General features: G+C 73.2%; 18 protein-coding genes. 6 read left to right on the top strand and 12 right to left on the bottom strand.

Features of this window, described 5'->3' with window-relative positions; translation table 11 throughout:
- Positions 1-27 precede the first annotated feature (27 nt).
- The 6 genes from OHS81_RS32160 to OHS81_RS32135 all read right to left on the bottom strand — a co-directional run bounded on the left by OHS81_RS32160 (position 28) and on the right by OHS81_RS32135 (position 6245).
- Positions 28-1047 carry a hypothetical protein gene (locus OHS81_RS32160; RefSeq protein ID WP_328389087.1) on the bottom strand — a complete coding sequence of 340 codons (1020 nt, stop codon included), beginning with the start codon at positions 1045-1047 and terminating at the stop codon, positions 28-30.
- Positions 1048-1189: 142 nt separating this feature from the next.
- Positions 1190-2713, bottom strand: a complete 1524-nt coding sequence (locus OHS81_RS32155; RefSeq protein WP_328389085.1) for a hypothetical protein — start codon at positions 2711-2713, stop codon at positions 1190-1192.
- Between the two features lie 193 nt (positions 2714-2906).
- Complete coding sequence (gene pcp, locus OHS81_RS32150) at positions 2907-3551, bottom strand: pyroglutamyl-peptidase I (RefSeq protein WP_328389083.1); 645 nt, start codon at positions 3549-3551, stop codon at positions 2907-2909.
- Between the two features lie 105 nt (positions 3552-3656).
- On the bottom strand, positions 3657-4625 hold the full coding sequence (locus OHS81_RS32145) for a DUF979 domain-containing protein (protein WP_328389081.1): 969 nt from the start codon (positions 4623-4625) through the stop codon (positions 3657-3659).
- Positions 4622-5332 (bottom strand): DUF969 domain-containing protein, encoded by a 711-nt coding sequence (locus OHS81_RS32140; RefSeq protein ID WP_328389079.1) that lies wholly within the window; start codon positions 5330-5332, stop codon positions 4622-4624. The genes OHS81_RS32145 and OHS81_RS32140 overlap by 4 nt, the downstream gene beginning before the upstream one ends.
- A 169-nt stretch (positions 5333-5501) precedes the next feature.
- Positions 5502-6245 (bottom strand): GntR family transcriptional regulator, encoded by a 744-nt coding sequence (locus OHS81_RS32135; protein ID WP_328389077.1) that lies wholly within the window; start codon positions 6243-6245, stop codon positions 5502-5504.
- A gap of 306 nt (positions 6246-6551) precedes the next feature.
- Between OHS81_RS32135 and OHS81_RS32130 the strand changes: the two genes are divergently transcribed.
- The 3 genes from OHS81_RS32130 to OHS81_RS32120 are packed head-to-tail and all read left to right on the top strand — an operon-like array spanning position 6552 to position 8808.
- Positions 6552-7328, top strand: coding sequence for a LamB/YcsF family protein (locus tag OHS81_RS32130; RefSeq protein WP_328389075.1), 777 nt, complete (start codon positions 6552-6554; stop codon positions 7326-7328).
- Complete coding sequence (gene pxpB / locus OHS81_RS32125; RefSeq protein WP_328389073.1) at positions 7325-7948, top strand: 5-oxoprolinase subunit PxpB; 624 nt, start codon at positions 7325-7327, stop codon at positions 7946-7948. The genes OHS81_RS32130 and pxpB overlap by 4 nt, the downstream gene beginning before the upstream one ends.
- Positions 7945-8808, top strand: a complete 864-nt coding sequence (locus OHS81_RS32120; protein ID WP_328389071.1) for a biotin-dependent carboxyltransferase family protein — start codon at positions 7945-7947, stop codon at positions 8806-8808. Before pxpB ends, OHS81_RS32120 begins: the two co-directional genes overlap by 4 nt.
- A gap of 20 nt (positions 8809-8828) precedes the next feature.
- Here the strand turns inward: OHS81_RS32120 and OHS81_RS32115 are convergent, their stop codons facing one another.
- The 5 genes from OHS81_RS32115 to OHS81_RS32095 form a co-directional block, all read right to left on the bottom strand.
- The gene (locus OHS81_RS32115) at positions 8829-12443 is read right to left on the bottom strand and encodes a hydantoinase B/oxoprolinase family protein (protein ID WP_328389069.1); all 3615 of its coding nucleotides are present in this window, start codon (positions 12441-12443) and stop codon (positions 8829-8831) included.
- On the bottom strand, positions 12440-13510 hold the full coding sequence (locus OHS81_RS32110; RefSeq protein ID WP_328389066.1) for an SGNH/GDSL hydrolase family protein: 1071 nt from the start codon (positions 13508-13510) through the stop codon (positions 12440-12442). Before OHS81_RS32110 ends, OHS81_RS32115 begins: the two co-directional genes overlap by 4 nt.
- Before the next feature lie 104 nt (positions 13511-13614).
- Positions 13615-14844, bottom strand: a complete 1230-nt coding sequence (locus tag OHS81_RS32105) for a glycosyltransferase (RefSeq protein WP_328389064.1) — start codon at positions 14842-14844, stop codon at positions 13615-13617.
- A complete protein-coding gene (locus OHS81_RS32100) occupies positions 14841-15968 on the bottom strand; it encodes a glycosyltransferase family 4 protein (RefSeq protein WP_328389062.1) in 1128 nt (375 codons plus the stop codon). Before OHS81_RS32100 ends, OHS81_RS32105 begins: the two co-directional genes overlap by 4 nt.
- Before the next feature lie 710 nt (positions 15969-16678).
- Positions 16679-18094: a HEAT repeat domain-containing protein gene (locus tag OHS81_RS32095; RefSeq protein ID WP_328389060.1), complete on the bottom strand. Its 1416-nt coding sequence runs from the start codon at positions 18092-18094 to the stop codon at positions 16679-16681.
- Between the two features lie 311 nt (positions 18095-18405).
- On the opposite strand from OHS81_RS32095, the gene OHS81_RS32090 reads away from it, so the two are divergent.
- Positions 18406-19878 (top strand): PP2C family protein-serine/threonine phosphatase, encoded by a 1473-nt coding sequence (locus OHS81_RS32090; RefSeq protein WP_328389058.1) that lies wholly within the window; start codon positions 18406-18408, stop codon positions 19876-19878.
- A gap of 182 nt (positions 19879-20060) precedes the next feature.
- Here OHS81_RS32090 and OHS81_RS32085 read toward each other — a convergent pair whose 3' ends face one another.
- Complete coding sequence (locus tag OHS81_RS32085) at positions 20061-21590, bottom strand: DNA-binding protein NsdB (RefSeq protein ID WP_328389056.1); 1530 nt, start codon at positions 21588-21590, stop codon at positions 20061-20063.
- Between the two features lie 285 nt (positions 21591-21875).
- Here OHS81_RS32085 and OHS81_RS32080 point away from each other — a divergent pair, with 285 nt between their 5' ends.
- Together OHS81_RS32080 and OHS81_RS32075 are read left to right on the top strand one after the other, a co-directional pair.
- On the top strand, positions 21876-23009 hold the full coding sequence (locus OHS81_RS32080; protein ID WP_328389054.1) for an aminoglycoside phosphotransferase family protein: 1134 nt from the start codon (positions 21876-21878) through the stop codon (positions 23007-23009).
- A gap of 407 nt (positions 23010-23416) precedes the next feature.
- Positions 23417-25423: an N-acetylmuramoyl-L-alanine amidase gene (locus tag OHS81_RS32075; RefSeq protein WP_328389052.1), complete on the top strand. Its 2007-nt coding sequence runs from the start codon at positions 23417-23419 to the stop codon at positions 25421-25423.
- Positions 25424-25441 lie beyond the last annotated feature (18 nt).

The raw sequence follows: 25441 nt of genomic DNA, 5'->3' as shown, positions 1-25441 counted from the left end.
AAAGGTCAGCGGTCGTGGGCCGGCCCGTCATCCGGAGTGGAAGGGCAGTCCGGCGTCCGCGACCAGGTCGAGGTCTTCGGTGTCCTCGCCCGGCAGCAGCGCGGCGCTGCCGTCGGCGACGGGGACGATGCCCAGCTCCAGCAACTCGGCCATGGCGGCGCTGCCGGCCATGTCGCGGACCTGGAGCTGATAGCGGGCGGTGGTGCGGTAGGCGCCACCGGAGTCATCGCCGGTGCGCTGCAGGAAGCCGGAGTCCACGAGGAACGTGACGGCCTTGGCGATGATGCCCGTGGTCGAACCGGCCAGCCGGCGGGCGTCCTTGGTGGCGCCGGTCGCGCTGCGCCGCGCGTAGAGGCGCCAGGCGGATTCCAGGCCGGGGGCATCGGTGGCCGGGTCGGTGTTCTCGCCCTCCTGCTCGGCGCGCTCCTCCAGGCGACGGCAGGCCTGCCGGACGAAGGCGTCGACGCCGTTGACGGTGATCCGGCCGATATAGCCGTCGTCGGCGAGGTCTTCGGGACGCGGGAAGGCCAGTGCGGCGACGGCGAGATGGGCCAGGCCGTGCAGAAAGCGGTCGGCGGAGTCGGCGGAGGCGCGACGCGCGTAGTCACCCATCCGTACGGCGAAGACGGAGTCCTCATGGGCGGTGACGGCCATCCCGGCGCGGGTGGAGACCTCCAGGACGACCAGGCCGAGTCCGGTGGCGACGGCGTCGGCGAGCCGGGCGAAGGCGGGCTCGTCGCGATAGCGGCGCAGCAGTTCGCCGTATTCGGCGTCACGGGCGGGCAGCAGCTTGGGCTGGAGGCCGAAGGACACCAACCGTGCGGCATCGGCGGCGTCGGCCGGGGTGAGGGGGTGGGGCCGCCCCTGCTCAGGGGAGTCCCCCCGGTCGAGCGACGGCGAGGGCGGAGGCGAGAGGGGAGCAGAAGCCGAGAACTCGGGGGCGGGTCCCGCCGCGGCCGGTTCGGTGTCGGCGGTGGGTGCGCCCCAGCCCGGTTCACCGGCCGCGGACGCCGGATCCGGCTGCGGCGTCTCGTCGTACTGGGTCACGGAACAAGCTCCTTGCTGGGGACGGTCTCGGAAATCTCTGGCCGGCACGACACCGGGCGGCCGGGCGGCGTCGGGCCGGGACCCTGCCGGACCGGGCGCGCCACGCCGCTCGCCGGCCGCCCGCCCTGGACACGGTCCGCCATCACGCCACCTCCGAACGGTCCGCGGCCATTCCGGCGGAGTCCAGCAGGGCCGTGCCGACGATGAGGTCGGCGCCGCCGAACTCGGGGTCGGTCAGCTCCGTGCCGTCGTCGACGGCGAACAGCAGCTGCTGCTCGCCCTGCCGGTACGCCGTACCGACCGGCGGGCTGGCGGCGTGCACCGCCAGCAGGGCGACGAGATAGGGGAGTTCGGGATCGCTGCGGCGTGCGTCGGCGAGCAGTCCGGAGAGCCTTCGGGGTGCGTCGGCGGGCAGGTCGAGCAGCGTCATCGCGGCGTCGAGCTGCGCCTCGCTGAAGCGGCTGTCGTCGGGCGTCGCCACCAGATCGGGCTCGGGCATCTCGGCGCCCAGGTGCTCGCGCTCCACGGGCGGGGTGAGCAGCACCTCGACGAGGTCGCCGACCCGGACGGCCGAGGGCGTGCGCAGGCCCGTGCCATGGGCGAAGAAGGCGTCGGTGACGCGGATGGCCTGCTCTGCGGGGAGCGGCAGCAGGGGGGCGACGAGCTGGCCGTAGAGGTCGAGTCCGGAGCGGGCGACGGGGGTGGCGAAGGCCTGCCGGTCCTGCTCGGCGCGGAAGAGCGGTCCGGCCTCCAGCAGCCGGGACTGGAGCTGGGTGTGGCGGCGGATGCAGTCCTTGACGATGTCGACGAGCTCGGCGGCGCGGCGCTTGTGCTCGGGCTCCTCGGTCTCGTCCCGGGCCTTGCGGATGTTCGTCAGAATGGCGTTCTCGTGGCGGTAGCGGTCCGCGACGTGGTCCAGCGCCTCGTTGATCATGTCCGGGACGGTCTCCAGCCAGTCCACGGCGCGGACGTTGCGGCGGGTGGCGTCCAGGGTCCTGCGCAGCGTCTCGGCGTACTGCACGGTGCGGTAGCGTGCCTGCTCGGCGGCGAGCTGGGCGTCGGCCAGCCGGCCGCGGTTGATCAGCACCTCCAGCTTGACCTCGGCGGCGATCTGGGCGCTGGTGACGTCCGTGTCGAGCGCGCCGACCAGGACGTTGACCGCTTCGTCGGTGGCCCGCAGGAAGACGGTGCCGCCGGCGCCGGGGACCTCCTCGATGAGCTTGAAGTCGTAGTCGCGTCGGACGTACTGACCCTCGGTGTTGAAGGTGCCGTAGACGGCCCGGAAGCCGCGGTCCACGCTGCCGACGTTGATCAGGTTCTCCAGCACCCAGCGGGCCACCCGCTCGTGCTCGCCCGTGGAACGGCGGGGAGCCTGGGCGGCGATCCGCGGGAGGACCTTCGCCACTATCTCCTCATGGTCGGCGCCGGTGTCGAAGTCCATGTGGAGGGTGACGAGATCGATGACGGAGAGCGCCACCTCCGCCATGGCGTAGATCCCGTACTCGCCCGCGAGGTTGGCCTTGCGCACGTCGAGGTCGTGCAGCGGCGCGGTGCACGCGAGGGCGCGCAGCCGACGGGCCAGGCCTTCGTCGGCTGCCGGGCCCGGCGCGGGCCGGTTCGGCCCGTTGAGCTGGGGCGCAGCGGGCCCCGGGGCGGAAAAAGTCACGTCGCACAGAGTAGGCGGTCGCACTGACAACGGACGAAACGGCGCGGATCCGTTCATGGGTGGAACCGCTGGTGGATCCGTTGACGGACCACTCGCCGGGCCGGCGCGTCAGTCTACGGCGTGGCCCGCGGCGGCCCGGCGCCAGGTCCCGTGGCGGGTGCGCCGGAGCCCGTGCCGGTGCTCAACGGGATTCTCAATGGGTTGCCCCTCCCGCGATCCGGAGATCGGTGCGGGTGTGCGCGGCGGTGACCGCGATCTCCCGCAGCGCCCGGGCGGCCGCGTCGGCCGGCAGCGACGGCTGGGCGCGGTCGACGACCTGGTCCGGTGTGTAGGGGACGTGGACGAATCCGCCGCGCAGGTCGGGCAGTTCGGTGGCGATGAGGTGGGCGAGGCCGTAGAAGACGTGGTTGCAGACGAAGGTGCCCGCGGTGTTGGAGACGGAGGCGGGCAGACCGGCGGCGCGGACGGCGGCCACACACGCCTTGACCGGCAGGGTGGAGAAGTACGCGGCGGGGCCGCCGGGCACGATCGGCTCGTCGACCGGTTCGGCACCCGAGGCATCGGGGATCCGGGCGTCGTCGACGTTGACGGCGACGCGTTCGACGGTGATGTCGGGACGGCCGCCCGCCTGGCCGACGCACACCACTATCCCGGGGCGGGTCTCCTCGATCGCGGCGCGCAGCACCGCCACCGACGCTCCGTAGACGCAGGGAAGCTCGACGGCGAAGGCCTCGATGCCGGTGGGCGGTTCGTCGGCGGCGGCGCGGACCGCCTGCCAGGAGGGGTTGGTGGATTCGCCGTCGAAGGGTGCAAATCCGGTCAGCAGTACCCGGGTCATACGGTCATCCTCGGTGCGGTGCGGTGGGCGCGTCCGGCGTCGGAAGCGGGGCGGGAGGCGGCGGGCCCATGGTGCCGCAGGGCGCGGCACCATGGGCCCAGGGGGTCAGAAGGCGAACAGCGCCATGATCAGGATGTTGCAGCCGAGCAGGATCCCCGCAGTGGGCAGCTGCGCCTTGATCGGTCCGTACTGGTCCTTCAGCTCCAGCAGCGCCGCCGGAACGATGTTGAAGTTGGCGGCCATGGGCGTCACCAGGGTGCCGCAGAAGCCGGCGAGCATGCCGATGGCCAGGACGGCGGCGGGGTTGCCGTCGAAGTGGCCTATCAGGACCGGCCAGCCGACCGCGGCGGTCATCACAGGGAAGGCGGCGAAACCGTTGCCCATGATCACGGTGAACGCGAACATGCCCACGCAGTAGACGACGACCGCGATGTAGAGCGAGCCCTCGGGCAGGACGGAGGTGGTGAGCTTGCCGACCTGGTCGCCGACGCCGGAGACCTGGAAGATGGCGCCCAGCGTGGCCAGCATCTGGGGCAGCAGCATCGCCCAGCCCATCGCCTCGAGCATCGAGCGGCCGGACTGCACGGGCACGGAGATCCGCTTCTCGCGGAGCATGATCATCGCGACGACGAGGGCGACGACGGCACCGATCCCCAGGCCCAGGATGGTCTCACTGCCCTCCTGGAGGACCGGCTCGCCCCCGAAGGACAGGTGCTTGACGCCGATGGCGCAGGCCATGGCGACGGCGGGGATGGTGAGCGCGGGGACGAACAGCCTGTTGCCGAGCTTGGCGGCGCCGGCGGTGCGCTGTTCGGAGGTCGTGGTGCGCGGGGTGCCGCGCCCGGTGAAGCCGAAGCCGGCCAGGCAGGCCATGACGAGTACCGCGGCGCCCAGCGGCTCGGCCGGCGCCTGCTTGGTGACGACCCAGCTGCTGTAGAAGAAGCCGGCACCGATCAGGCCCCAGAAGGCGCCGGTGCCCAGGCGCTTGGGGTTGCTGCGGTCGGTGACCATCTGGGCGGCCATCACCAGGAAGCTGAGGCCCACCAGCCAGTAGAACCACTCTGCCTTGATCACTTGGCGGCCTCCACTTCGGCGGTGTCGTGGACATGGGCGGTGAGCAGTTCGCGTTCCAAATGGCGGTCCAGGCGCAGCAGTCGCCAGCCGTGGACGACGAAGGCGCACACGGCGGTGGGGATCGCCCACAGCGCGAGCTGCAGCGGTTCGAGGTGGGTCCCGTAGGTGGTGTTGACGAAGCCGGTGATCAGCAGGATCGAGCCGACGGCGAGGAAGACGTCCTCCCCGAAGAAGAGGCCGACGTTGTCCGCGCTGGCGGCGAACGACCTGACCTTCTCCCGTGTCCGGTCCGGGAGTTCGCCGTATTTCCGCTCGGCCGCGCCCTCGGCCATCGGGACGGCGAGCGGGCGGACGGTCTGGGCGGGGCCGAAGACATTGGTCAGCCCGACCGCGGCGCCGATCTGCCGCAGACCGAGGTAGAGCGCCAGGAAACGTCCGGTGGTGAGCCCGGCGAACCGGGCGATGAGGTTGCGGGCCTGCTCCTGGAGGCCGTAGCGCTCCAGGAGGCCGATGACCGGGAGGGTGATCGCGAAGATCGTCACCGCCCGGCTGCCGGCGAAGCCGTCGCCGAACGCGGCGAGCACCTTGCCCGGCGACAGCCCGCCGAGGAGGCCGGTCACGATGCCGGCCACCCCCACGACCAGCAGGGGATTGCGTTTCGTGGCGAAGCCGATCACGACCACGAGCACGCCGAGGAGCACGATCATGGATCCGCCTTCCGCGTACAGGGACCCGCCCGGGTCCACAGGGAGATGAAGAGATTGCAGCGGAGGTTAGGCGATTGTTCAACGATCCGACAAGGGGTCTGCCGGGGCGGATCTCAGGCGGCCTCCACGGAGGGTGTCACCAGGGGCGGCATGGCGCCCCCGCGGGGCCTCACCCCTCCGCGATGCGCTGCGCGTACGCCCCCGACAGCTGCGTGCGCGAGTCCTCCAGATACGACAGCAACAGTCGCTCGGCCTCGGCGGTATCGCCCGCCTGCAGGGACTCGATAATTTGCCTATTACGGGTCAAATAGGGCGCATGGAAGCGCCGGGGGTCGGCCATGACATGGAAGACGAGCCGGAGCTCGGCGAGCACTCCCCGCATCAGCTCATCCGTGCGCGGGCTGCCCGCCAGGGCCACGACTGCCTGGTGAAAGCGGATGTTGGCGGTCGAGAGCGCCTGCCACTCCCGGTCTTCGGACGCCGCCTCGCCGGCCTCCACCGCGGCCGCGATGGCCGCGATGGTGTCGGTCGCCGCGGCGTCGTAGGGCCCCGGCCCCAGGCCCCGTACCGCCGCACACTCCACGAGCATCCGCACCCGGTAGATGTCCTCCAGGTCCTCGACCGTCACCACCCGGACGAACACCCCGCGGTTGAGCTCGTGCACCAGCAGCCGCTCGTGCGTCAGCAGCCGGAACGCCTCGCGCAGCGTGTTGCGCGAGACGCCCAGCGCGCCGCCGATGCTCTCCTCCGAGAGCCGGGCGCCGGGCGGGAAGTAGCCCTCGGTGATCCGGTCGCGCAGGATGTCGGCGACCCGTTCGGCCGTGCTGGAGCGCCCCAGCAGGGCACGGTCGCCTTCCAGGCTCGCGACCTCGGTGAGCCGCCTCTGGTCGCTCTTCGCCGCTCCGCCCGCCATGCCGCTCCCCGCTCTCGCGCCGTACCGGGCGGCAGTCGGGGCCGTCCCGGAGTCGTATGAGCGAAAGTCAATCCCAGATGGGAGAACGAAACAACGCATCCGTGATCGCACCCCGAACACCTCTTGTCGGATCGTTGAACAATCCTCTACGTTGTCCTCGACACCGGTCGGCTCGAGTGCCCTCGGGGGAGAGTCACTACGGATACGGGCCGGCCGGAACGTCCCGCCGCCCCTGCCCGCGCCCGAGCCGTCGCACCGGTGCCCCCGCACGCCCGGCCGGCCCCGAGCCCCATGGAACGGACCCACATGAGCGACCCGGCGCCCCCTCCCGTCATCGACCTCAACGCCGACCTCGGGGAAGGCTTCGGCCGCTGGCAGCTCACCGATGACGAGGCCCTGCTCTCCGTCGTCACCAGCGCCAATGTCGCCTGCGGCTTCCACGCCGGCGACCCGGCCACCATGCGCCGGGTGTGTGAACTCGCCGCCGAGCGCGGTGTGGTCATCGGCGCCCAGGTCTCCTACCGCGACCTGGCCGGCTTCGGCCGCCGCGCGATGGAGGTGCCGCCGGAGGAGCTGTCCGCCGAGATCACCTACCAGATCGGGGCGCTGGACGTCTTCGCGCGCGCCGCCGGGACCCGGGTCCGCTACGTCAAACCGCACGGCGCGCTCTACAACCGCTGTGTCCACGACGGGGAGCAGGCCGCTGCCGTCATCGACGGCATCCGCGCCGCGGGCGGCGGCCTGCCGGTCCTCGGGCTGCCCGGCTCGCGGCTGCACGAGGCCGCCCGGCGGGCCGGACTGCCCGTCGTCGGCGAGGCCTTCGCCGACCGCGCCTACACCGACGAGGGCACCCTCGTCCCCCGCCGCGAACCGGGCGCGGTGGTCCACGACGCCGACGAGGTCGTCAAGCGGGCCCTCGGCATGGCCCGCGACCACACCGTCACCTCCCGCGACGGCCGCCGCGTCGGCATCACCGCCCGCTCGCTGTGTCTGCACGGTGACACCCCCGGCGCCGCCGACCTCGCCCGGCGCGTACGGTCCGAGCTGGCCGCGGCCGGCGTGCACATCCGGAGCTTCGCATGAGGCCGCTGCCGGTCGGTGAACACGGCCTGCTGATCGAGCTGGACAGCGCCGAGGAGGTCGAGGCGCTGCACGCCGAACTGCTGCGCCGGGCCGCCGACGGCGCCCTGCCGCCGCTGCGGGAGATCGTGCCGGCCGCCCGTACGGTGCTCCTCGACGGCCTCACCGACCCCCGCGGGCTCCTCGCCGAGCTCGCCGCCTGGGACATCCTGCCGCTCCGCGCCGGCGACCGGCCCACCGTGGACATCCCGGTCCGCTACGACGGCCCCGACCTCGCCGACGTCGCCGCCCTGTGGGACTGCACCCCCGACGAGGTGGTGCGCCGGCACTCCGCAACGGAGTTCCATGTCGCCTTCTGCGGCTTCGCCCCGGGCTTCGGCTATCTGACCGGACTGCCCGAACCGCTGCACGTACCGCGCCGGGACACTCCCCGCACGAAGGTCCCGGTCGGCTCGGTCGCCCTGGCCGGCCCGTACACCGGGGTCTATCCGCGCTCCTCCCCCGGCGGCTGGCAGTTGATCGGCACCACCGACACCGTGCTGTGGGAGCCGCGCCGCGAGCCGGCCGCCCTGCTCGCCCCCGGCACCCGTGTCCGTTTCGTCCCGCAGGAGACCGCCCGATGACCGACCGCGCCTTCTCGGTCGTCCGGGCCGGTGCGCTCACCACCGTCCAGGACCTCGGCAGGCCCGGCCATGCCCACCTCGGTGTGCCGCGGGCCGGCGCCCTCGACGCGCCCGCGCACCGGCTCGCCAACCGCCTGGTCGGCAACCCCGAGTCCGCCGCCGCCCTGGAGACCACGCTCACCGGCTGCGCCCTGCGGGTCCGTACGGCCACCACCGTCGCCGTCACGGGCGCGCCCTGCCCGGTGACCGTCGACGGCCGCCCCGCCCCCTGGGGCGCGCCGGTCCGCGTCCCGGCGGGCGCCGTCCTGGACGCCGGGCCCGCCACCCACGGCCTGCGCTCCCACCTCGCCTTCGCCGGGGGCATCGACACCGAACCGGTCCTCGGCAGCCGCGCCGCCGATCTGCTCTCCGGCCTGGGCCCCGACCCGCTCACCGAGGGAGCGGTCCTCCCGCTGGGCACCCCGCACGGCCCGCCGTCCACCGCCGACGCCGTCTGGCACGCCGGCCCGGTGACGGAGCTCGTCCTGCCGTTCCTTCCCGGCCCCCGCGACGCCTGGTTCACCGCCGCCGGCCTGCACACCCTCGCCACCGGCCGCTTCCGCGTCTCCCCCGCCAGCAACCGCATCGGCCTGCGCACCGAGGGCCCGCCCCTGGAGCGCGCCCGCAGCGGCGAACTCCCCAGCGAGGGCATGCCCCTGGGCGCCCTCCAGGTCCCGCCCGACGGCCTGCCGGTCCTCTTCCTCCACGACCACCCCACGACCGGCGGCTACCCGGTCATCGGCGTCGTCCCCGAGCGCTACCTGGCCCCCGCGGCCCAGGCGGCACCGGGGACACCGGTCCGGTTTCTCCGGATGCGGTAGCAGGGGGCGGGCGGCAGCCGTCAGCCCTCGCCCACCGCCCCGTATCCGCCGCCGCCCGGGGTGCGCAGCACCAGCACGTCGTCCACTCCGACGTCCGCCACGTCACAGCCCGCCAGTTCCACCCGCGAACCGTCCGCCCGTTCCACCCAGTTGGCGCCCAGTGCGCCCGGGGCGCCGCCCGCCATGCCGTACGGCGCGACCCTGCGGTGGTTGGTCAGCAGGGCGACGGTCATCGGCTCCAGGAAGCGCAGCCGCCGCTCGACGCCGCAGCCGCCGTGCCAGCGGCCCCTGCCGCCGCTGCCGGCGCGGATGGCGAAGGCGTCGACGCGGACGGGGTAGCGCCACTCCAGCACTTCGGGGTCGGTCAGCCGGGAGTTGGTCATATGGGTCTGTACGGCGTCCGCGCCGTCGAAGCCGTCGCCCGCGCCCGAGCCGCTGGCGACGGTCTCGTAGTACTGCACCCGGTCGTTGCCGAAGGTGAGGTTGTTCATCGTGCCGGAGCCCTCGGCCTGGATACCGAGCGCGGCGTAGAGCGCGCCGGTGACCGCCTGGGAGGTCTCCACATTGCCCGCGACGGTGGCCGCCGGAAAGACGGGCGCGAGCATCGAGCCCTCCGGGATGCGGACCTCCACGGGCTTGAGGCAGCCGCTGTTGAGCGGGATGTCGTCGGCGACCAGGGTGCGGAAGACGTACAGCACGGCGGCCATCACCACCGAGCGGGGCGCATTGGCGTTCCCCGGCTGCTGGGGCGAGGTGCCGGCGAAGTCCACCACCGCACTGCGGGCGGCACGGTCGACGGTCAGCGCGACCCGGATCTCGGCCCCGCTGTCGGTCTCGTAGCGGCAGCTGCCGTCCGACAGCCGCGCGATGATGCGCCGCACCGATTCCTCGGCGTTGTCCTGGACGTGCCCCATATAGGCCCGGACGACGGCCGGCCCGAACTGGCCGGTCATCCGCCGCAGTTCCTGGATGCCCTTCTCGTTGGCGGCGATCTGGGCACGCAGATCGGCGAGGTTGGCGTCGGGGGCGCGGGAGGGGTAGGGGCCGGCGGCGAGGAGGTCGCGGGTCGCGTCCTCGCGCAGCTCGCCGTCGCGCACCAGCAGCCAGTTGTCGAAGAGGATGCCCTCCTCCTGGATGGTGCTGCTGAAGGCGGGCATCGAGCCCGGGGTGATGCCCCCGATCTCGGCGTGGTGGCCTCGCGAGGCCACCAGGAACAGCAGCTCGTCCCCGTCGGTGTCGAAGACGGGGGTGACGACGGTGACGTCGGGGAGGTGGGTGCCCCCGTGGTACGGGTCGTTGATCGCATACACGTCGCCCGGCCGCATCTCGCCGCCGCGGCGCCGGAGCACTTCCTTGATGGACTCCCCCATCGAGCCCAGGTGCACGGGGATGTGCGGGGCGTTGGCGATCAGGTTGCCGTCGGCTTCGAAGAGGGCGCAGGAGAAGTCCAGGCGCTCCTTGATGTTGACGGAGTGTGCGGTGTTCTCCAGCCGGACGCCCATCTGCTCGGCGATGGCCATGAAGAGGCTGTTGAAGACCTCCAGCATCACCGGGTCGGCTTCGGTGCCGACGGCGACCCGGCCGGTGCGCGGGCGGGCCCGGGTCAGCAGGAGGTGCCCGTTCTCGCCGGCGGCCGCCTGCCAGCCCGGGTCGAGGACCGTGGTCGCGTCCTCCTCGGCGATGACGGCCGGACCGGTGAGGGTGTCACCGGGGCGCAGGTCCGTGCGGCGGTAGAGGCCGGTGTCCTGCCGGCGGCCGGCCGTGTACATCCGTACCGTGGCGGCCGGTGCCAGCTCTCCTTCCCTGCTGCCCGCCCGGGCCTCGTACCCGCCCGCGCCGCCGGCCGCGCCCAGCGCTTCGACCGACACCGCCTCGGCCACCAGCGGTTTGTCCATGGTGAAGGCGTAGCGCTCACGGTGTGCCCGGACGAATTCCGCGGTCATGGTGCCGGCGTCGGCCAGCGGGACGGCGAGGGTGGAGTCGGTCCCGGCGTAGCGGATCAGCACCCGGGCCCGGGTGGTGACCGAGGACTTTGGCACCCCGTCGTCGAGGAGTTCGCGCCGGGTCTGTCCGGCAAGGACCTCGCACACCTCGTGCACCCGCTCGACGGCCGCGGGGTCGGTGAACTCCGCCTCGACGGCCTGCTCGCGCATCGCGGTGGCGTCGGCGACCCCGATGCCGTACGCGGAGAGCACCCCGGCCAGCGGCGGGACGAGCACCGTGTCGATGCCCAGTGCGTCGGCGACGGCGCAGGCGTGCTGGCCGCCGGCGCCGCCGAAGCTGGTGAGGGCGTAGCGGGTGATGTCGCGGCCGCGCTGGACGGAGATCTTCTTGACGGCGTTGGCCATGTTGAGCACGGCGATGTCGAGGAAGCCGGCCGCGACCTCCTCGGGGCCGCGGTCGTCCCCGGTCTCGTCGGCGGCCCGCGCGGCCAGCTCGGCGAAGCGGGTACGGACCACCTCGGCGTCCAGCGGCTGGTCGCCGTCCGGCCCGAACACCGCGGGGAAGTGGGCGGGCTGGATGCGGCCGAGCATCACCTGGGCGTCCGTGACGGTGAGCGGGCCGCCGCGCCGGTAGCACGCCGGCCCCGGGTCCGCACCGGCCGAGTCGGGGCCGACCCGGTAGCGGCGGCCGTCGAAGTGCAGGACGGAGCCGCCGCCGGCCGCGACGGTGTGGATGTTCATCATGGGCGCGCGCATCCGTACACCCGCGACCTCGTTGCCGAAGACCCGCTCGAACTCACCGGCGTAGTGCGACACATCGGTGGACGTGCCGCCCATGTCGAACCCGATCACCCGGTCGTGACCGCCGCCCGCGTCGGCGGCGGTACGCACCATGCCGACGACGCCGCCCGCGGGCCCGGACAGCACCGCGTCCTTGCCCCGGAAGTGTGCGGCCTTGCGCAGTCCGCCGTTGGACTGCATGAACATCAGCCGGATACCGGGGAGTTGGACGGCGATGTCGTCGACGTACCGGCCCAGGATCGGGGAGAGATAGGCGTCGACGACGGTGGTGTCGCCGCGCGGCACCAGCTTCATCAGCGGGCTGACCTCGTGCGAGCAGCTGACCTGGGAGAACCCTGCCTGCCTGGCCAGTTCGGCGACGGTTCGTTCGTGGTCGGCGTGGCGGTAGCCGTGCAGCAGGACGACGGCGGCGCTGCGCAGGCCGTCCGCGCGGGCCCGGATCAGCGCCCGGCGGACCGCGTCGGCGTCCAGCGGCCGGACCGGCTCACCACGGGCGCCGATCCGCTCCGGCACCTCGATCACCCGGTCGTACAGCGCCTCGGGCAGCACGATGTGCCGGTCGAAGATCCGCGGCCGGTTCTGGTAGGCGATCCGCAGCGCGTCCCGGAACCCTTCGGTGATCAGCAGCACGGTCGGTTCGCCCTTGCGCTCCAGGAGGGCGTTGGTGGCGACGGTGGTGCCCATCTTGACGACGGAGACCCGCTCGGCGGGCACCGGTTCGTCCGGGCCGAGCCCCAGCATCATCCGGATACCGGCCACCGCGGCGTCGCGGTAGCGCTCCGGGTGGTGCGAGAGCAGCTTGCCGGTGACCAGCCGTCCGTCCGGGCGCCTGCCGACGACGTCCGTGAACGTGCCACCGCGGTCGATCCAGAACTCCCAGCGTCCGGTCATCCTGTCATTGTCGCAGCGCCCTTCACCGTCGCGGCGGTTTTCCCCGGCCGGGCATCGCCTGACCCGCCGGGCCTGGCCGGGTCGTCAGCCCTGTCCGGCCCGTACGGCCCGTTCGCCCCCTTCGCCCCCTTCGCCCCCTTCACCCCCTTCGCCCCGTCCGCCCCCTCCGACCCCTTCGCCCCGTCCGCCCTGTCCGCCCCGTCCAGTGCGGCGAGCGCGGTACGTGTGGCCTGGTCGGCCGCGGCGTCCAGCAACCGCCCGGATCCCGCCAACCCGTGCCGGCACTCCTGGAGTGCCAGACCCAGCAGGCCGGGCAGCAGGTCCGTGCACCGGTCGGCGACCCAGCGGGTGCCGCGGGTCGCCATCCACCGGGCCGATCCGGCGCGGGTCGGCGGCGGGCCGTCGGGAGTGAGCGTGGGCGGCGGTCCCACGGGCAGGCCGGCCGCGGTCAGCGCCGTATGGAAACCACGGGCCAGCAGCCGGTGGCCGCGCTCGCTGGGGTGCAGCCGGTCCACGCTCCAGCAGGCACGTTCGGCGACCCAGGGGTGTTCGGCGAGGTGCAGATGAACTCCCTGGTAGCGCGCCGATACCGCATGGACGACGGTGTTCACGGCGCGCATCCGGCGGGCCAGCGGACGCGCCAGCGGCGCGGGCAGGCCCAGCATCCGGCCCGGATCGGGCAGGCATGCCGTCAGCACCACGGCCCCGTCGGCGCTCAGTGCGCCGTGCGCCCGGTCCAGCGCGGCCGCGACCCGCTCGATGGCGAAGGCCGCGCGCAGGGTGTCGTTCGCGCCGACGACGAGCGAGGCGAAGCGCGGCCCGAGGTCGCGCGCCGCGGGCAACTGCCGCTCGGCCAGCTCCGCCGCCAGCGCCCCGCTGCGCGCCAGGTTCACCAGTTCCACGCCGCCCGGCCGCTCGCCCAGCGCCCCGGCGAGCAGAGCCGCCCACCCGCGCCAGCCGCCGCCCGGTACGGGGTCACCGAGCCCTTCGGTCAGCGAGTCGCCGAGCGCGACGAAGCGGGCCGGGGCCGGGAAACGGCCACCCTCCGGCGCCTGCCCCGGGATCACGGCTCCCCCGTCCGGTGTCCCTGCCGGCGCGTCCGGTGTCACCACTCCCCTGTCCGGTTTCACTGCTCCGCCGCCCGGTATCACCGCTCCCTCGGGCCGCACCGTCACCACCCGCCCAGCGGGCCGGCCGGGGACGGGAAGGGCGAGGCGGTGACCGGCCTGTCGAGCGGGGCGGCCACGTCGTGCGCCGCCAGGAAGGCCTCGACGGCGGGCTGCCAGCCGTAGCCTTCGGCGCGGCGGCGGGCGGCGGCGCGCCGGGCGGGACCGGGCCGGGCCAGCACGCGCTGGACCGCATCGGCGAACGAGGGCCCGTCGTCGAGCGCCGTGTCGCCGCCGCTGCCGACCAGCCCCGCCAGCGCCGATGCCGCGCTGGCGACCACCGGGGTACCGCAGGCGAGCGCTTCCAGGGCGGCCAGCCCGAAGGTCTCGGCCGGGCCCGGCGCCAGTGCGACATCGGCGCCGGCCTGCAGCGCGGCGAGCCGGGACCGGTCGGCGAGGTGCCCGAGGAACGCCGCGGGCAGCCGTTCGGACCGTGCCCGGGCCTCCAGGCGGGGCCGCAGCGGCCCGTCACCGGCCACCACCAGCGTCGCGTCGACCCCGCGCCGCCGCAGCTCCGCCAGCGTGTCCAGCGCCCGCCCCGGCCGCTTCTCCTGCGACAGCCGGGAGCAGAGCAGCAGCAGGACCTCCGCCCGGCCCGCCCAGCGCCGGCGCAGCTCCGTGCTGCGGCAGCCGGGGTGCCAGGCGGCGAGATCGACACCGAGCGGAGCGCGCACCACATTGCGCACACCGGCCCGGGTGAATTCCGCCGCCGCCCATGCGGTGGTGCACACGACCCGGCTGTAGGCGTGCGCCGTACGGCGGTTGAGCCGGTCAGCGGCGGCGCGGGCCAGCGGCTGCGGTACGCCCCAGGTGCGCAGCACCCCGTCCACGCTCTCGTGCGAGACCATCACCGCGGGGATCCGGGCCCGGCGCGCCCACTCCCCCGTCCAACGCAGCGTCGTCCGGTCGGAGACCTCCAGCCGGTCGGGAGCCAGCGAGTGCAGCAGCCGCTGGATCCTGCGGCGGTCGGTCAGCACGCGGTAGCCGCCGCTGCCGGGCAGTTCCGGCCCCGGCAGGGTGATCACCCGTCCCTGCGCGGTGACTTCGTCACACCATCCGTCCGGGCCGCCCGCCCCCGGCGGTCCGGGCACGATGAGCACCGGCTCGTGCCCGGCGGCCCGGTAGCCCGCGCCGAGCTCCCGCAGCGCGGTGCGCAGCCCACCGGAGGCCGGCGTGACGAAGTTGGCGATCCGGACGATCCGCAGGCCCGCCCCACGGGGGTGTCGCGCGTTCATGCCGCCACCGCCGTCCGGTCGCTCAGCACGGCCTCGTAGTGACCCAGGAGCTGGTCGCCGACCGCCTCCCACGTACGGTCCTCCACGGCTCTGCGGCCCGCGGCGCCGTACCGGACGCGCAGCTCGGCGCTGCCCGCGAGCAGGCGCACCGCGTCCCGGAACGCGCCACCGTCCCCCGGTGTCACCAGCAGCCCCGTACGGTCGTGGTCCACCAGGTCGAGCGGGCCGCCCGCCCGGGGCGCCACCACCGGCACACCGGAGGCCATTGCCTCCTGCACGGTCTGACAGAAGGTCTCGTGCGGCCCGGTATGGACAAAGATGTCCAACGAGGCGTAGAGCCGGGCGAGTTCATCACCCGTACGGCGGCCGAGGAAGCGCACCCCGGGCAGCGCGGTCCGCAGCCCGGCGGCGCTGGGCCCCTCACCGATGACGACGGTGCGGACGCCCGGCAGCCGCGAGGTCTCGGCCAGCAGCCCTACGTCCTTCTCCGGCGCGAGCCGTCCCACGTACCCCACCAGCAGCTCCCGGCCCGCGGTGAGTGAGCTGCGCAGCACCGCGTCGCGCCGCCCGGGGTGGAACCGCTCGGAGTCGACGCCGCGCGGCCACAGATGGACCCGGGGCACACCGTGCTCGGTCAGATCCAGCAGCGCCGCGCTGGAGGGCGCCAGGGTGCGGTCGGCGGCACCGTGCACCGCCCGGATGCGGCGCCAGGCCGTGGCCGCGCCGCCGCCCAGGTAGGTACGGGCGTAGCGGCCCAGATCGGTCTGGTACACGGCGATCGCGGGCACCTGGCGGCGGGCGGCGGCCGCCATCCCGCGGGCGCCCAGCACGAACGGGCTGGCCAGGTGGACGAGATCGGGGCGGTGCCCGTCGAGCGCCGCGGACAGCCGGCGTCCGGGGAGCGCGATCCGCACCTGCGGATAGCCGGGCAGCGGCATCGAGGGCACCCGCACGACGGGGCAGGGACTCTCGTGCGTACCGGCGGCCGGCGAAGGGCCACCGAGCGGCGCGATGACCAGCGGATCGTGGCCGCGCCGGACGAGGTGCCGGGCGGTTTCCAGGGCGCAATGGGAGACGCCGTTGACATCGGGCGGGAAGGATTCGGTGACCAGGGCGACACGCATACCGCTGTTGTCGGCGCACCGTGCGTGGAGGGGACCAAAGGGATCTTTCCAGCCGGAGAACGTCCCATGACCGTCCGCTGCGATGTGCTTGTGCCCCACGTTTTCGGCTGTCCCGCCGTGGGGGTTTCTCTTTGTTGCGCCTGGCGGCGGGCCGATCCGCTGCGCTTTGCTTCCGCCCCGTTTTTGGCTTTCTCGCCGTTGCGCCTGGCGGCGGGCCGATCCGCTGCGCTTTGCTTCCGCCCCGTTTTTGGCTTTCTCGCCGTTGCGCCTGGCGGCGGGCCGGGTCCGCTGCGCGGGGCTGTCGGGGTGCGGTGACGGGCCTGCGCGGGTGGGGTGCCGGACTGCTTCGCTTTACGTCCGGCACCCCACCCGCTCCGGCCCGTCCCCTCCCGTTGGAGGGTGGGAAGAAGGCCGGTGGGAGTGAGCGTGGGTGGCCCGGTGCTGCTCGTGGAACACGTGGAAATGCCTACGACCGTGGCCCGCCCCCACCCACATTCACTTCCCCACCCACGGGAGGGGACGGGCCGGAGGGGCCTGGTGTGTGGACGTAAAGCGAAGCAGTCCACACACCAGGCCCCGCAGGCCCGTCACCGCACCCACAGCCCCGCGCAGCGGACCCCGCCCGCCGCAGGCGAAACGGCGGGAAAGCCGAAAACGGGGCGAGGCAAAGCGCAGCGAAACGGCGGGAAAGCCGAAAACGTGGGAAAAGCCTAGGACTCGGGTCCGATCCGGCTGCGCACAGCCGTTTGGACCTCGGCCTCCTCGGCCGGGTCCGCGGCGAGACGGCGGAGTTGTTCGACGACCCGGTCGTCACCGGTGGCGGCGTGCCGAGCGGCTAGTTCCCTGGTGGTCTCCTCACAGTCCCACAGGCACTCGACGGCGAAGCCGGCCGCGAAGCCGGGGTCGGTGGCGGCGAGCGCACCGGCGGCCCGTCCGCGCAGGTGCGAGGAGGATGTCTCGCGGTAGATGTGCCGCAGGACGGGGGCGGCGCAGGCGACCCCGAGGCGTCCGGTGCCGTCGACCAGCTCCCACAGACCGTCGGCGTCCGGCCCTTCCTCGCGGATGGTCCGGCGCAGGGCGGCCAGCACCGGTTCGGCGTCCCGCCGCCCGCCGCGGCGGGCGAGCATGGCGGCGGCGGCCGCACCCAGCCGGTCGGCGCGCGGCGCCCAGACCCTGGCCCGCGCGACGGCGGCCACGCTGCGCATCCGCGCGAAGGCGGCGAGCGCCGCCAAGGCCAGCCGCTCGGAGGAGAAGGGGTCGACGACCGCGTCCTCGATCAGGTCGAGCACGTCAGGATCGCCACGTCCGGCGAGGTGGTGCAGGACGGCGGCGCGGGCCGCGTCCGGTGCGCTGCGCGCGGCGCGCAGCAGCTCGGGGCGGTCCTCGGGCCCGGCGACGGCGGCCAGGCAGCGGGCGGCGGCGAGGTGGCGGTGCTCCTCTCCCGCCTGTTCCGGGCTCTCCTCGGCCCACTGCAGCACCTCGGTCACGCTCCAGCCGGGGCGCGGCCCCCGGGGCCGCATCTGCCGCTGCCAGCGGTCGAAGGAGCCCTGTTCCCCGGCGGCGGCCAGCCGCGTGCCGTAACGGGGGTCCTCGGCCCACAGCCGCCAGGGCCGGGGCTCGAAGGCGTCGCGGACGGCGACGGCCAGCTCGGCGTCGCCCTCCTCGGTCTCCGGGAAGCGGGCGAGGACGGCGGGGGCGAGGGTCATCAGCCCGGCGTCGTCGTCACGCAGCGCAAGCTCGTCCAGGGCCCAGCGCCAGTTGCTGCCCGCCGCGGCATAGCTGCGCAGCAGCAGACGGGCGGCGTCCTTGCCGTAGGCGGCGAGGTGGCCGAGGACCGCCAGGGCGAGGCCGGTGCGCTCCTCGCCCGTGTCGACGAGGTCGTCGGGGTGGAAGAGGTGGCGTTCGATCTCTTCGAGCGCACCGTCGAGCTGCATGTAGAGGCGCGCGTAGTAGAGCGAGCGGTTCTCGACCTGCCAGTCGCGACGGGGATCGCGCAGCACGCTGTCGTTGAGTGCCGCGAGCGCCTCGGCCCGCGGCGCCGCGAGGGCATGCAGGGTCCCGTCGCCGCGGCCTCGCTGCAGGAGGCCGAGCAGGGTGCCACTGGGCGCTATGTCTGGATCGAACATGAGGTCAGCATCCGGTGCGGGGGACAGGCTGGCAACGGGATTTCCGCTGACCGGCATTCTTGCCGGTGACTGCGGGCCGTAAGCCTCGTTCCCACCATGGATCGGCGGGAACGCCTGCTGTACAGCGGCCGAAGCCTAGCTTGGAAGCTGTCATTCCGCCGATTCGCCCCGGGATTGCCCCGGAAAGCCGGGGGCATATGCCAGATGCACCACCGTATCGGGTAGTGCCAAATCCCTTACGGACGGTCGCCGCCTGTGCAACAGTCGTTACCGGCCCTTCAGCCCGGCGCCGCCTGATCACGGAGTACGTCATGCCGTCCCCTCTCTTCGCGGATCACCCAGCAGACCGGCCCCCCGAGCGCGACACGGTCGAGTCACTTATCACGCAGGCCCGCCGCCTGCGCGGTGACCTCGATGCGGTGCGCAGGGAGTCCGGGGTGGACACCGGCCTCCCCGCCGACCCGCAGCTGCGCTGGCAGCGGGCGCTGTGCGATCTCGCCGTGCATCACCTCGACGACCTCGGGGGCCACCTCGACCAGCTGAGAGAGGGCCTGCCCGCCGAGAGCGAGGACAGCGAGGAGGACGCGCCGGAGGCCGGGCCGCCGTCGGCACCGCCGGAGCCCGCGCCCCATGAACGCGGCGCGCTGCTGCGCCGGGTGGGCAGCGCCGAGTGGAACCTCCTCACCGACGAGGTCAGCTGGTCCGACGAGCTGTTCGCGATGTTCGGCAGGGCGCCGTCCGACGGCCCGCTCACCCTCGACGAGCTGCCGTCCCTGGTCCACGCCGACGACCAGGAGGGGCTGGCCACGATGGTCACCGACTGCCTGGTGGACGGCCGCCCGATCGACGGCGAATTCCGCATCGTGCGCCCGGACGCAAGCCTGCGCACGGTGCACATGGTGGGCGAGCCGGTGCTCGACGCCGACGGCAGTACCGCCTGTATGTGGGCCGTGCTGCGGGACGTCAGCGAGCTGCGGCGCAGCCAGCAGGCGGTACGCGAGACCCGTGACTCGCTGCACCGTGAGCGGCATATCGCGCAGACCGAGCACCGGCTTGCGGTCGAGCTGCAGGAGGCCGTGCTCCCCCCGTGGCGCGGCTCCCTGCGGTTCCCGCAAGGCGGTCCCGTAGCCCTCGACCTCGCCGGGCGGTATCTGCCGTCCGGCACCCGCGCCCTGGTCGGCGGGGGCTGGTACGACGCGCTGCAACTCCCGGACGGCACCACGCTGTTGAGCGTCGGTGATCTCACCGGGCACGGCGTCACGGCAACGTCCGGGATGGCGATGGTGCTCGGCGCGCTGCGCGGTATGGCCGTCGCCGGCCACCGGCCGGGGCCCCTGATGTGCTTCCTCAACCAACTGCTGGACACCGCCGCTCAGCCGGCGCTGGGCAGCACGGTGTGCGGCCGCTTCGACGCCGCTGCGCGGACCCTGGAGTGGGCCCAGGCCGGGCACCCCGCACCGCTGCTGTTCCGCGGCGGCACGGGGCGCGCGCTGGACCCGCCCGAGGGTGTCCTGCTCGGGGCGACCTCGGGTGCGTCCTACACCCAGCGCACCGAGCAACTGGAGCCCGGTGACCTGCTCGTCCTGCACACCGATGGCCTCGTCCCCCGCCATACGCATGGCGCGGAAGCCCTCCACGAAGGCACCGAACGGCTCCTCGCCCTGGCACCGCGGTTCGCCGCGGCCCGCAGCGCCCAGGACGGCGTCCGCATCGTCGTCGAGGAGTTCGGCAGCACCGATCGCGAGGACGACGCCTGCGTCCTGGTCGCCAGGGTCGGCGACTGATACACACCGCGGCGGGTGCGGGCGGCGGACCGGCGCATCCGGAGCCGGTCGCCCCGCACGCGCCGGCGCACATGTCGGCCGTGTCGGCGGGCAGTCCGCCGGCCCCCGGGTGAGGCAGCGGAGCTGAGAAGGACGCCACCCTTACGGATGACGCACCATCACGCTCCGTGCATCCACCCGCCTCAGGCCGAGAAGTTCTTCGCGACTCCCGATCCGATGCCGGGGCCGAGGCCTGACCCCTTGGCCTTGGGCTTCTCCTTCGGCAGGACATGCTGGATCTCCTCGCGCAGGTCCTGGATCTTGGCGTAGTTCGCATACTGCCCCGTCAGCCGGAACATTTCGCGGAGCCGGTCCCAGGTGCGGTGCGAGGAGTTCTCGCCGATGGACACCAGCGCCAACCGGGCATAGCGGTCAGCCTGTTCGGGGTCGTTTCCGATGAAGCAGGCCGAGGCCATCGAGATGTAGTCGAAGATCTGCGACCGCTGGCGGCCGTTCTCCCGCAGCCTCAGCGCCCGCTGGGCATGGTGCTGGGCAATCCTGGCGGCCGACGGATCGTGATCGGCGAGGGTACGGAATGCCAGCGCCTGCATGCCGTGCAGATCCGCCTCGTCGAACATCTGCATCCAGCTCGGTGGCGGCACATCGCCCTTGTCCGAGACGAAAAGGTCCTCCGCCTCGCCCAGGGTGCGGCGCATCGCCTGGCCGTGGCCCTTGGACGCCTGCGCCCAGGCCTCGATGGTGTGCAGCATGGCGCGGGTGCGCGGCAGGGTTTCCGCGCCGGAGCCGGACTTGGCCAGCTTCATCAGATCCAGCGCATCGTCGGGACGGCCCAGATGCACCATCTGACGGGCGGCACGGGAAAGCGCCTCGCCGGCACGCGGGCGGTCGCCGCCCTCGCGCGCCGCGTGGGCGGCGATGATGAAGTATTTCTGGGCGGTGGGCTCCAGGCCCACGTCATGGGACATCCAGCCCGCCAGCACCGCCAGATTGGCGGCCACCCCCCACAGCCGGCGCTGCAGATGATCGGGGTGGCGGTAGGCGAGCATGCCGCCCACTTCGTTCAGCTGGCCCACCACGGCCTTGCGCTGCAGCCCGCCCCCGCGGGCCGCGTCCCAGGCGCGGAACACCTCGACCGAGCGCTCCAGCGCGTCGATCTCCTGCGATCCCACAGGGGCCGCCTCATAGCGGTCGAGGCCGATCTGGTCGAGTTCGTCGAAGGAGTCGGAGGCGAACATGGCGTCGTGGCGTGGGGCGCCGGCCGGGGCCGGGTCGGTGTGCAGCCAGTCGTACATGGCGCCGGTGAGTGCGGAGCCCGCGGCGAGTGCGGCGCCCGCACCCACCAAGCCGCGTCGGTTGAGCATGAGGTCCATTCCCGTGAATTCCGTGAGGACCGCGGCGGTCCGTTCGGGAGCCCACGGCAGACCGTCCAGGGCCTGCCGTTTCCCCGAGCGACCGGTTCTTGCGAACCCGAGGTCCTCGATGGTTACGACACGGCCGAGGCGCTCGGTGAACAGGGAAGCCAGGACCTTGGGCACCGGATCGCGCGGGGTCTCCCCCATGTCGATCCAGCGCCGCACTCGCGAGGTGTCGGTCGCCAGCTGCGGATGCCCCATGGCCGCCGCCTGCCGGTTGACCATTCTCGCCAGCTCTCCTTTGGACCAGCCGGCCAGGCCGAAAAGGTCCGCGAGACGGGTGTTCGGCTGCCTGTCCACGTCAAGCCCCCAGGTTCCTCGACTGAGTTGACAGTAACGGCCGCTGACATGGGCTGTGGGCATTCGCCAGGGTTCGCCAGGGTGCGCCAGATGGTCTGCCACCCGCAGGCACGTGTTCTGTAGATATGCCGCCCCCGGCCTGGTGGCGGGACCGCATTCCCCAGGGTGCGCGCCCCTCACGGGGACCCTGGATCGGCCTCCTGCACGGGGCCCGTTCACGGGTTCCCACCACCGGGCCGGGGAGCGCACGCAACTCGCCGGCGCACGAAGGGATCTGTTTCACCCATGTATGCAGCATCGTCCGCCGTGACCGCCCCCACCCGGCCGTACCGCCCGCATCCCACCGGAAGCGGGCCGTATCTCGACCCCGCACCTTCCGCGGGAGCGGTCACCGGTCTCCCCGGCGGCCGTACCCGGCGGATGCAGGGGACGAGCTCCCAACCGCTCAGCGGGAGAATCGACCTGTCCGGCCCGCAGGGCGCCGAGTTGCGCGCCGCCGTCGCCTCGGTGCACCGCATCTGCCCGGAGTTCAACCCGGTACAGGTGCTGCGGCGCAGCGGCAGGTCCGTCCTCCTCGTCGGCACGACGGGCCGGATGACCGCGGTCGCCAAGTGTTTACTTGACCACTCCCCCGCGTGGGCGGACAGGTTCCGGCAGGAAATAAGTGCATACCGCGCATTCGTCCGGCATCGTCCGCCGGTACGGGTGCCGCGTCTGGTGGCGGCCGATCCCGACAACTGCACGCTGATCGTGGAGCGGATGCCCGGCCGCGTCGCGGCGCTGACCCGCCATCCGTCCGAGGCTCCGCCCCGGGCCGACGTACGGGCCGCACTGGGCGCGATCTGCCGGATCAACCTCTGGCGTCCGCCGGCCGGGCTGTTCGACACCCCGCTGGACTACGCGGGGCGGATCGGCCGGTACCACGACCTGGGGCTGCTCACCGACCGTGACCTGGGCGATCTGCAGAAACTGCTGCACGGTCTGTCGCACACCCAGGGCCAGTTCTGCCACGGCGACGCACTGCTGAACAACGTGCTGCTCTCCCCCGCGGGCCCGGTCCTGCTGGACTGGGACAGCGCGGGCTGGTATCTGCCGGGCTACGACCTGGCGACCCTGTGGTCGGTGCTCGGCGACGCGCCGGTCGCCCGCCGGCACATCAGCCAGCTCGCCCAGAACGCGGGCCCGGCCTCGCGGGACGCCTTCCTGGTGAATCTGATGCTGGTGCTCACCCGCGAGATCCGACGCTATGAAACCGCGGTCCAACGGACCATGCGCGAACCCACGCCGACGGGGACACCGGGTCCGGGACTACCCGGCGTGCCCGCGGCGGGCGAGGAGCAGCGGCTGCTCCTCCGCCGGCTGCACGACGACTGCCAGATGGCGCGTCGTGCGGTACGGGCGGCGGTCGGCACCCGCTGACCGCCGACAGGTGCCGGACGTCACCCGGCACCGCAAGGGGGGATCGTGAGCGGCGCACCCGGGTACGGGGTGCGCCGCTCACCCATGCGCGCCGACCGGCCTCCCTCCCCCGGCCCCCGGGCCTCCCTCCCCCGGCCGTCCGTCTGCGCGCCCCCTCCGCGTCAGGTCGCATCCGCCCGGCCATTGGTCCGTTCCACTGACGCCCCGCAGGCCGGACACCCGTCCGGGAAGGCTCCTGTGGAGATGCCCTGACATGCGGAATCCCGAGAGGGCGCGGTGATTGACGGACCCTCGGCAAACGTATAGCTCTAAGCCGACGGGGGCTCTAGTCTCGGGTCCCGCCCGTGCGGCCGTTTGCGCACCCACCGTCACACCGCCCCGGCTCGGGCCGGCTCGAGGAGGTTGCTTTGCGAGGATCCGCCCCGGAAGACGAGAAGAGATTCCACCGCCCCGCCCTGCGCAGGTCCGCCACCGCCGTTGCGGCGGCGGTGCTGCTGCTGCCGCTCTCGGGAGCACCGTCCGCGCACGCCGGCCAGCCCCGGCCGGACGCGCTGCAGCAGGCCTTCACCGATGCCGCCGCCCGCTTCCAGGTGCCGCGCAGTGTGCTGCTCGGCGTCTCGTACCTGGAGTCGCGCTGGGACGCCCATGGTGGCGCGCCCAGCGTCTCCGGGGGCTACGGTCCGATGCATCTGACCGATGCCCGCACCGCGCTGACGCGCACGCCGGAGTTCAGCGGGGGGACCGAGGACGCCCGCGGCGACGGCGCGCGGCCCCGTAAGCGGGTGCCGGCCGGCCCGGCGAAACGGGCCGCGCTTCCCGCCGAACTCCCCGCCCGGTTGCGGACGTTGACGACAGCCGCCACGCTGGCCGGGCTGTCGGCCGAGCGGCTGCGTACCGACCCCGCGGCGAATGTGCTCGGCGGTGCGGCGCTGCTCGCCGCGGAACAGCGCAAGCTGGGACACCGGACGGGCGGCAACCCGGCGCAGTGGTACGAGGCGGTGGCGCGCTACGGAGGTCAGGACAGTACGCGCGGCGGCCGGGCCTTCGCGGACGAGGTCTACGCGGTCATGCGCCACGGCCAGACGCGGACGACCGACGCGGGACAGCGGGTCACGCTGGCCGCCACGCCGGGGCTGATCCCCGACGCCGCGCAGCAGAAACGTCTCGGCACCCCGGCCGCGAAGGCCTCGCCGACACGGGCCGGCCGCAAGCTGGAGTGCCCGCACAGCGTCGCCTGCGAGTCCGTCCCGGCGCCGTACGAGGAGTTCGGGGACGGAGACTACGGCAACCACGACAAGGCGGACCGGCCCGAGGACCTGCGGATCAGCACCATCGTCATCCACGACACCGAGGGGTCCTGGGAGACCACGCTCAAGCTGATCAAGGACCCGGCCTATGTGTCCTGGAACTACACCATCCGCTCCTCGGACGGCCTGATCGCCCAGCATGTGCCGGCCAAGGACGTCGCCTGGCATGCGGGCAACTGGTACATCAACTCGCACTCCGTGGGCATCGAGCACGAGGGCTTCCTCGCCGCGCCGGACGCCTGGTACACGGAGGCGATGTACCGCACGTCGGCCCGGCTGGTGAAGTATCTGAGCCGCAAGTACGACGTGCCGCTCGACCGACAGCACATCCTGGGCCACGACAATGTGCCCGGCACGACCACGGCCACCATCCCCGGGATGCACACCGACCCCGGCCCGTACTGGGACTGGGCGCACTACTTCTCCCTGCTGGGCAAACCGTTCAAGGCCGCCCCGGGCTCGCACGGCGGGCTGGTCACCATCCGCCCGGACTACGCCAGGAACAAGCCGGTCTACACGGGCTGCGAGAAAGCCGGCGACACCTGCGAGCCGCACGGTTCCGCTGCGGTCCGGCTGCACACCGCGCCGGACGCCGACGCCCCGCTGGTCAAGGACGTCGGTCTGCACCCGGACGGCAGTGACGCAACCACGGGCGTGAACGACACCGGTGCCCGGGCCTCCACCGGCCAGCGGTTCGCGGTGGCGGGCCGGTCCGGCGACTGGACGGCGATCTGGTACCTCGGGCAGAAGGCGTGGTTCCGCAATCCGCACCACGCGCCGACGGCGGTGAACGCCCAGGGCATGATCGCCACGCCGAAGGCGGACCGGGAGGAGATCCCGGTCTACGGCCGCGCCTACCCGGAGAAGGGGGCCTACCCGGCCGGAGTGCCCTATCAGGCGGTCTCCGCCCTGCCGTACAAGCTCGCCGCCGGCCAGAAGTACGCCGTCGGGGACCGGATGACGGGTGACTACTTCTACGCGCCGACCTTCGACCTCTCCCAGCATGCGATCGTGCGCGGCGAGGACGTCTACTACGAAATCCAGCTCGGTCACCGGGTCGGCTATGTGCGGGCGGCCGACGTCGATGTGCGGCGCTCGGATTCCTGAGCTCTCGCGCGCACCGAT

Source organism: Streptomyces sp. NBC_00400 (assembly GCF_036048035.1).
Classification (GTDB): domain Bacteria; phylum Actinomycetota; class Actinomycetes; order Streptomycetales; family Streptomycetaceae; genus Streptomyces.
Note: the sequence above shows the minus strand (reverse complement) of the source record. Positions and strands in the feature narration are given on the sequence as shown.

Bases quoted from the DNA above. Each gene is read 5' to 3' on its own strand.
- pxpB (WP_328389073.1), top strand. From the start codon at position 7,325: ATGAGGCCGCTGCCGGTCGGTGAACACGGCCTGCTGATCGAGCTGGAC.
- OHS81_RS32135 (WP_328389077.1), bottom strand. From the start codon at position 6,245: ATGGCGGGCGGAGCGGCGAAGAGCGACCAGAGGCGGCTCACCGAGGTC.
- OHS81_RS32130 (WP_328389075.1), top strand. From the start codon at position 6,552: ATGAGCGACCCGGCGCCCCCTCCCGTCATCGACCTCAACGCCGACCTC.
- OHS81_RS32095 (WP_328389060.1), bottom strand. From the start codon at position 18,094: ATGTTCGATCCAGACATAGCGCCCAGTGGCACCCTGCTCGGCCTCCTG.
- OHS81_RS32120 (WP_328389071.1), top strand. From the start codon at position 7,945: ATGACCGACCGCGCCTTCTCGGTCGTCCGGGCCGGTGCGCTCACCACC.
- OHS81_RS32090 (WP_328389058.1), top strand. From the start codon at position 18,406: ATGCCGTCCCCTCTCTTCGCGGATCACCCAGCAGACCGGCCCCCCGAG.
- OHS81_RS32080 (WP_328389054.1), top strand. From the start codon at position 21,876: ATGTATGCAGCATCGTCCGCCGTGACCGCCCCCACCCGGCCGTACCGC.
- OHS81_RS32140 (WP_328389079.1), bottom strand. From the start codon at position 5,332: ATGATCGTGCTCCTCGGCGTGCTCGTGGTCGTGATCGGCTTCGCCACG.
- pcp (WP_328389083.1), bottom strand. From the start codon at position 3,551: ATGACCCGGGTACTGCTGACCGGATTTGCACCCTTCGACGGCGAATCC.
- OHS81_RS32100 (WP_328389062.1), bottom strand. From the start codon at position 15,968: ATGCGTGTCGCCCTGGTCACCGAATCCTTCCCGCCCGATGTCAACGGC.
- OHS81_RS32115 (WP_328389069.1), bottom strand. From the start codon at position 12,443: ATGACCGGACGCTGGGAGTTCTGGATCGACCGCGGTGGCACGTTCACG.
- OHS81_RS32105 (WP_328389064.1), bottom strand. From the start codon at position 14,844: ATGAACGCGCGACACCCCCGTGGGGCGGGCCTGCGGATCGTCCGGATC.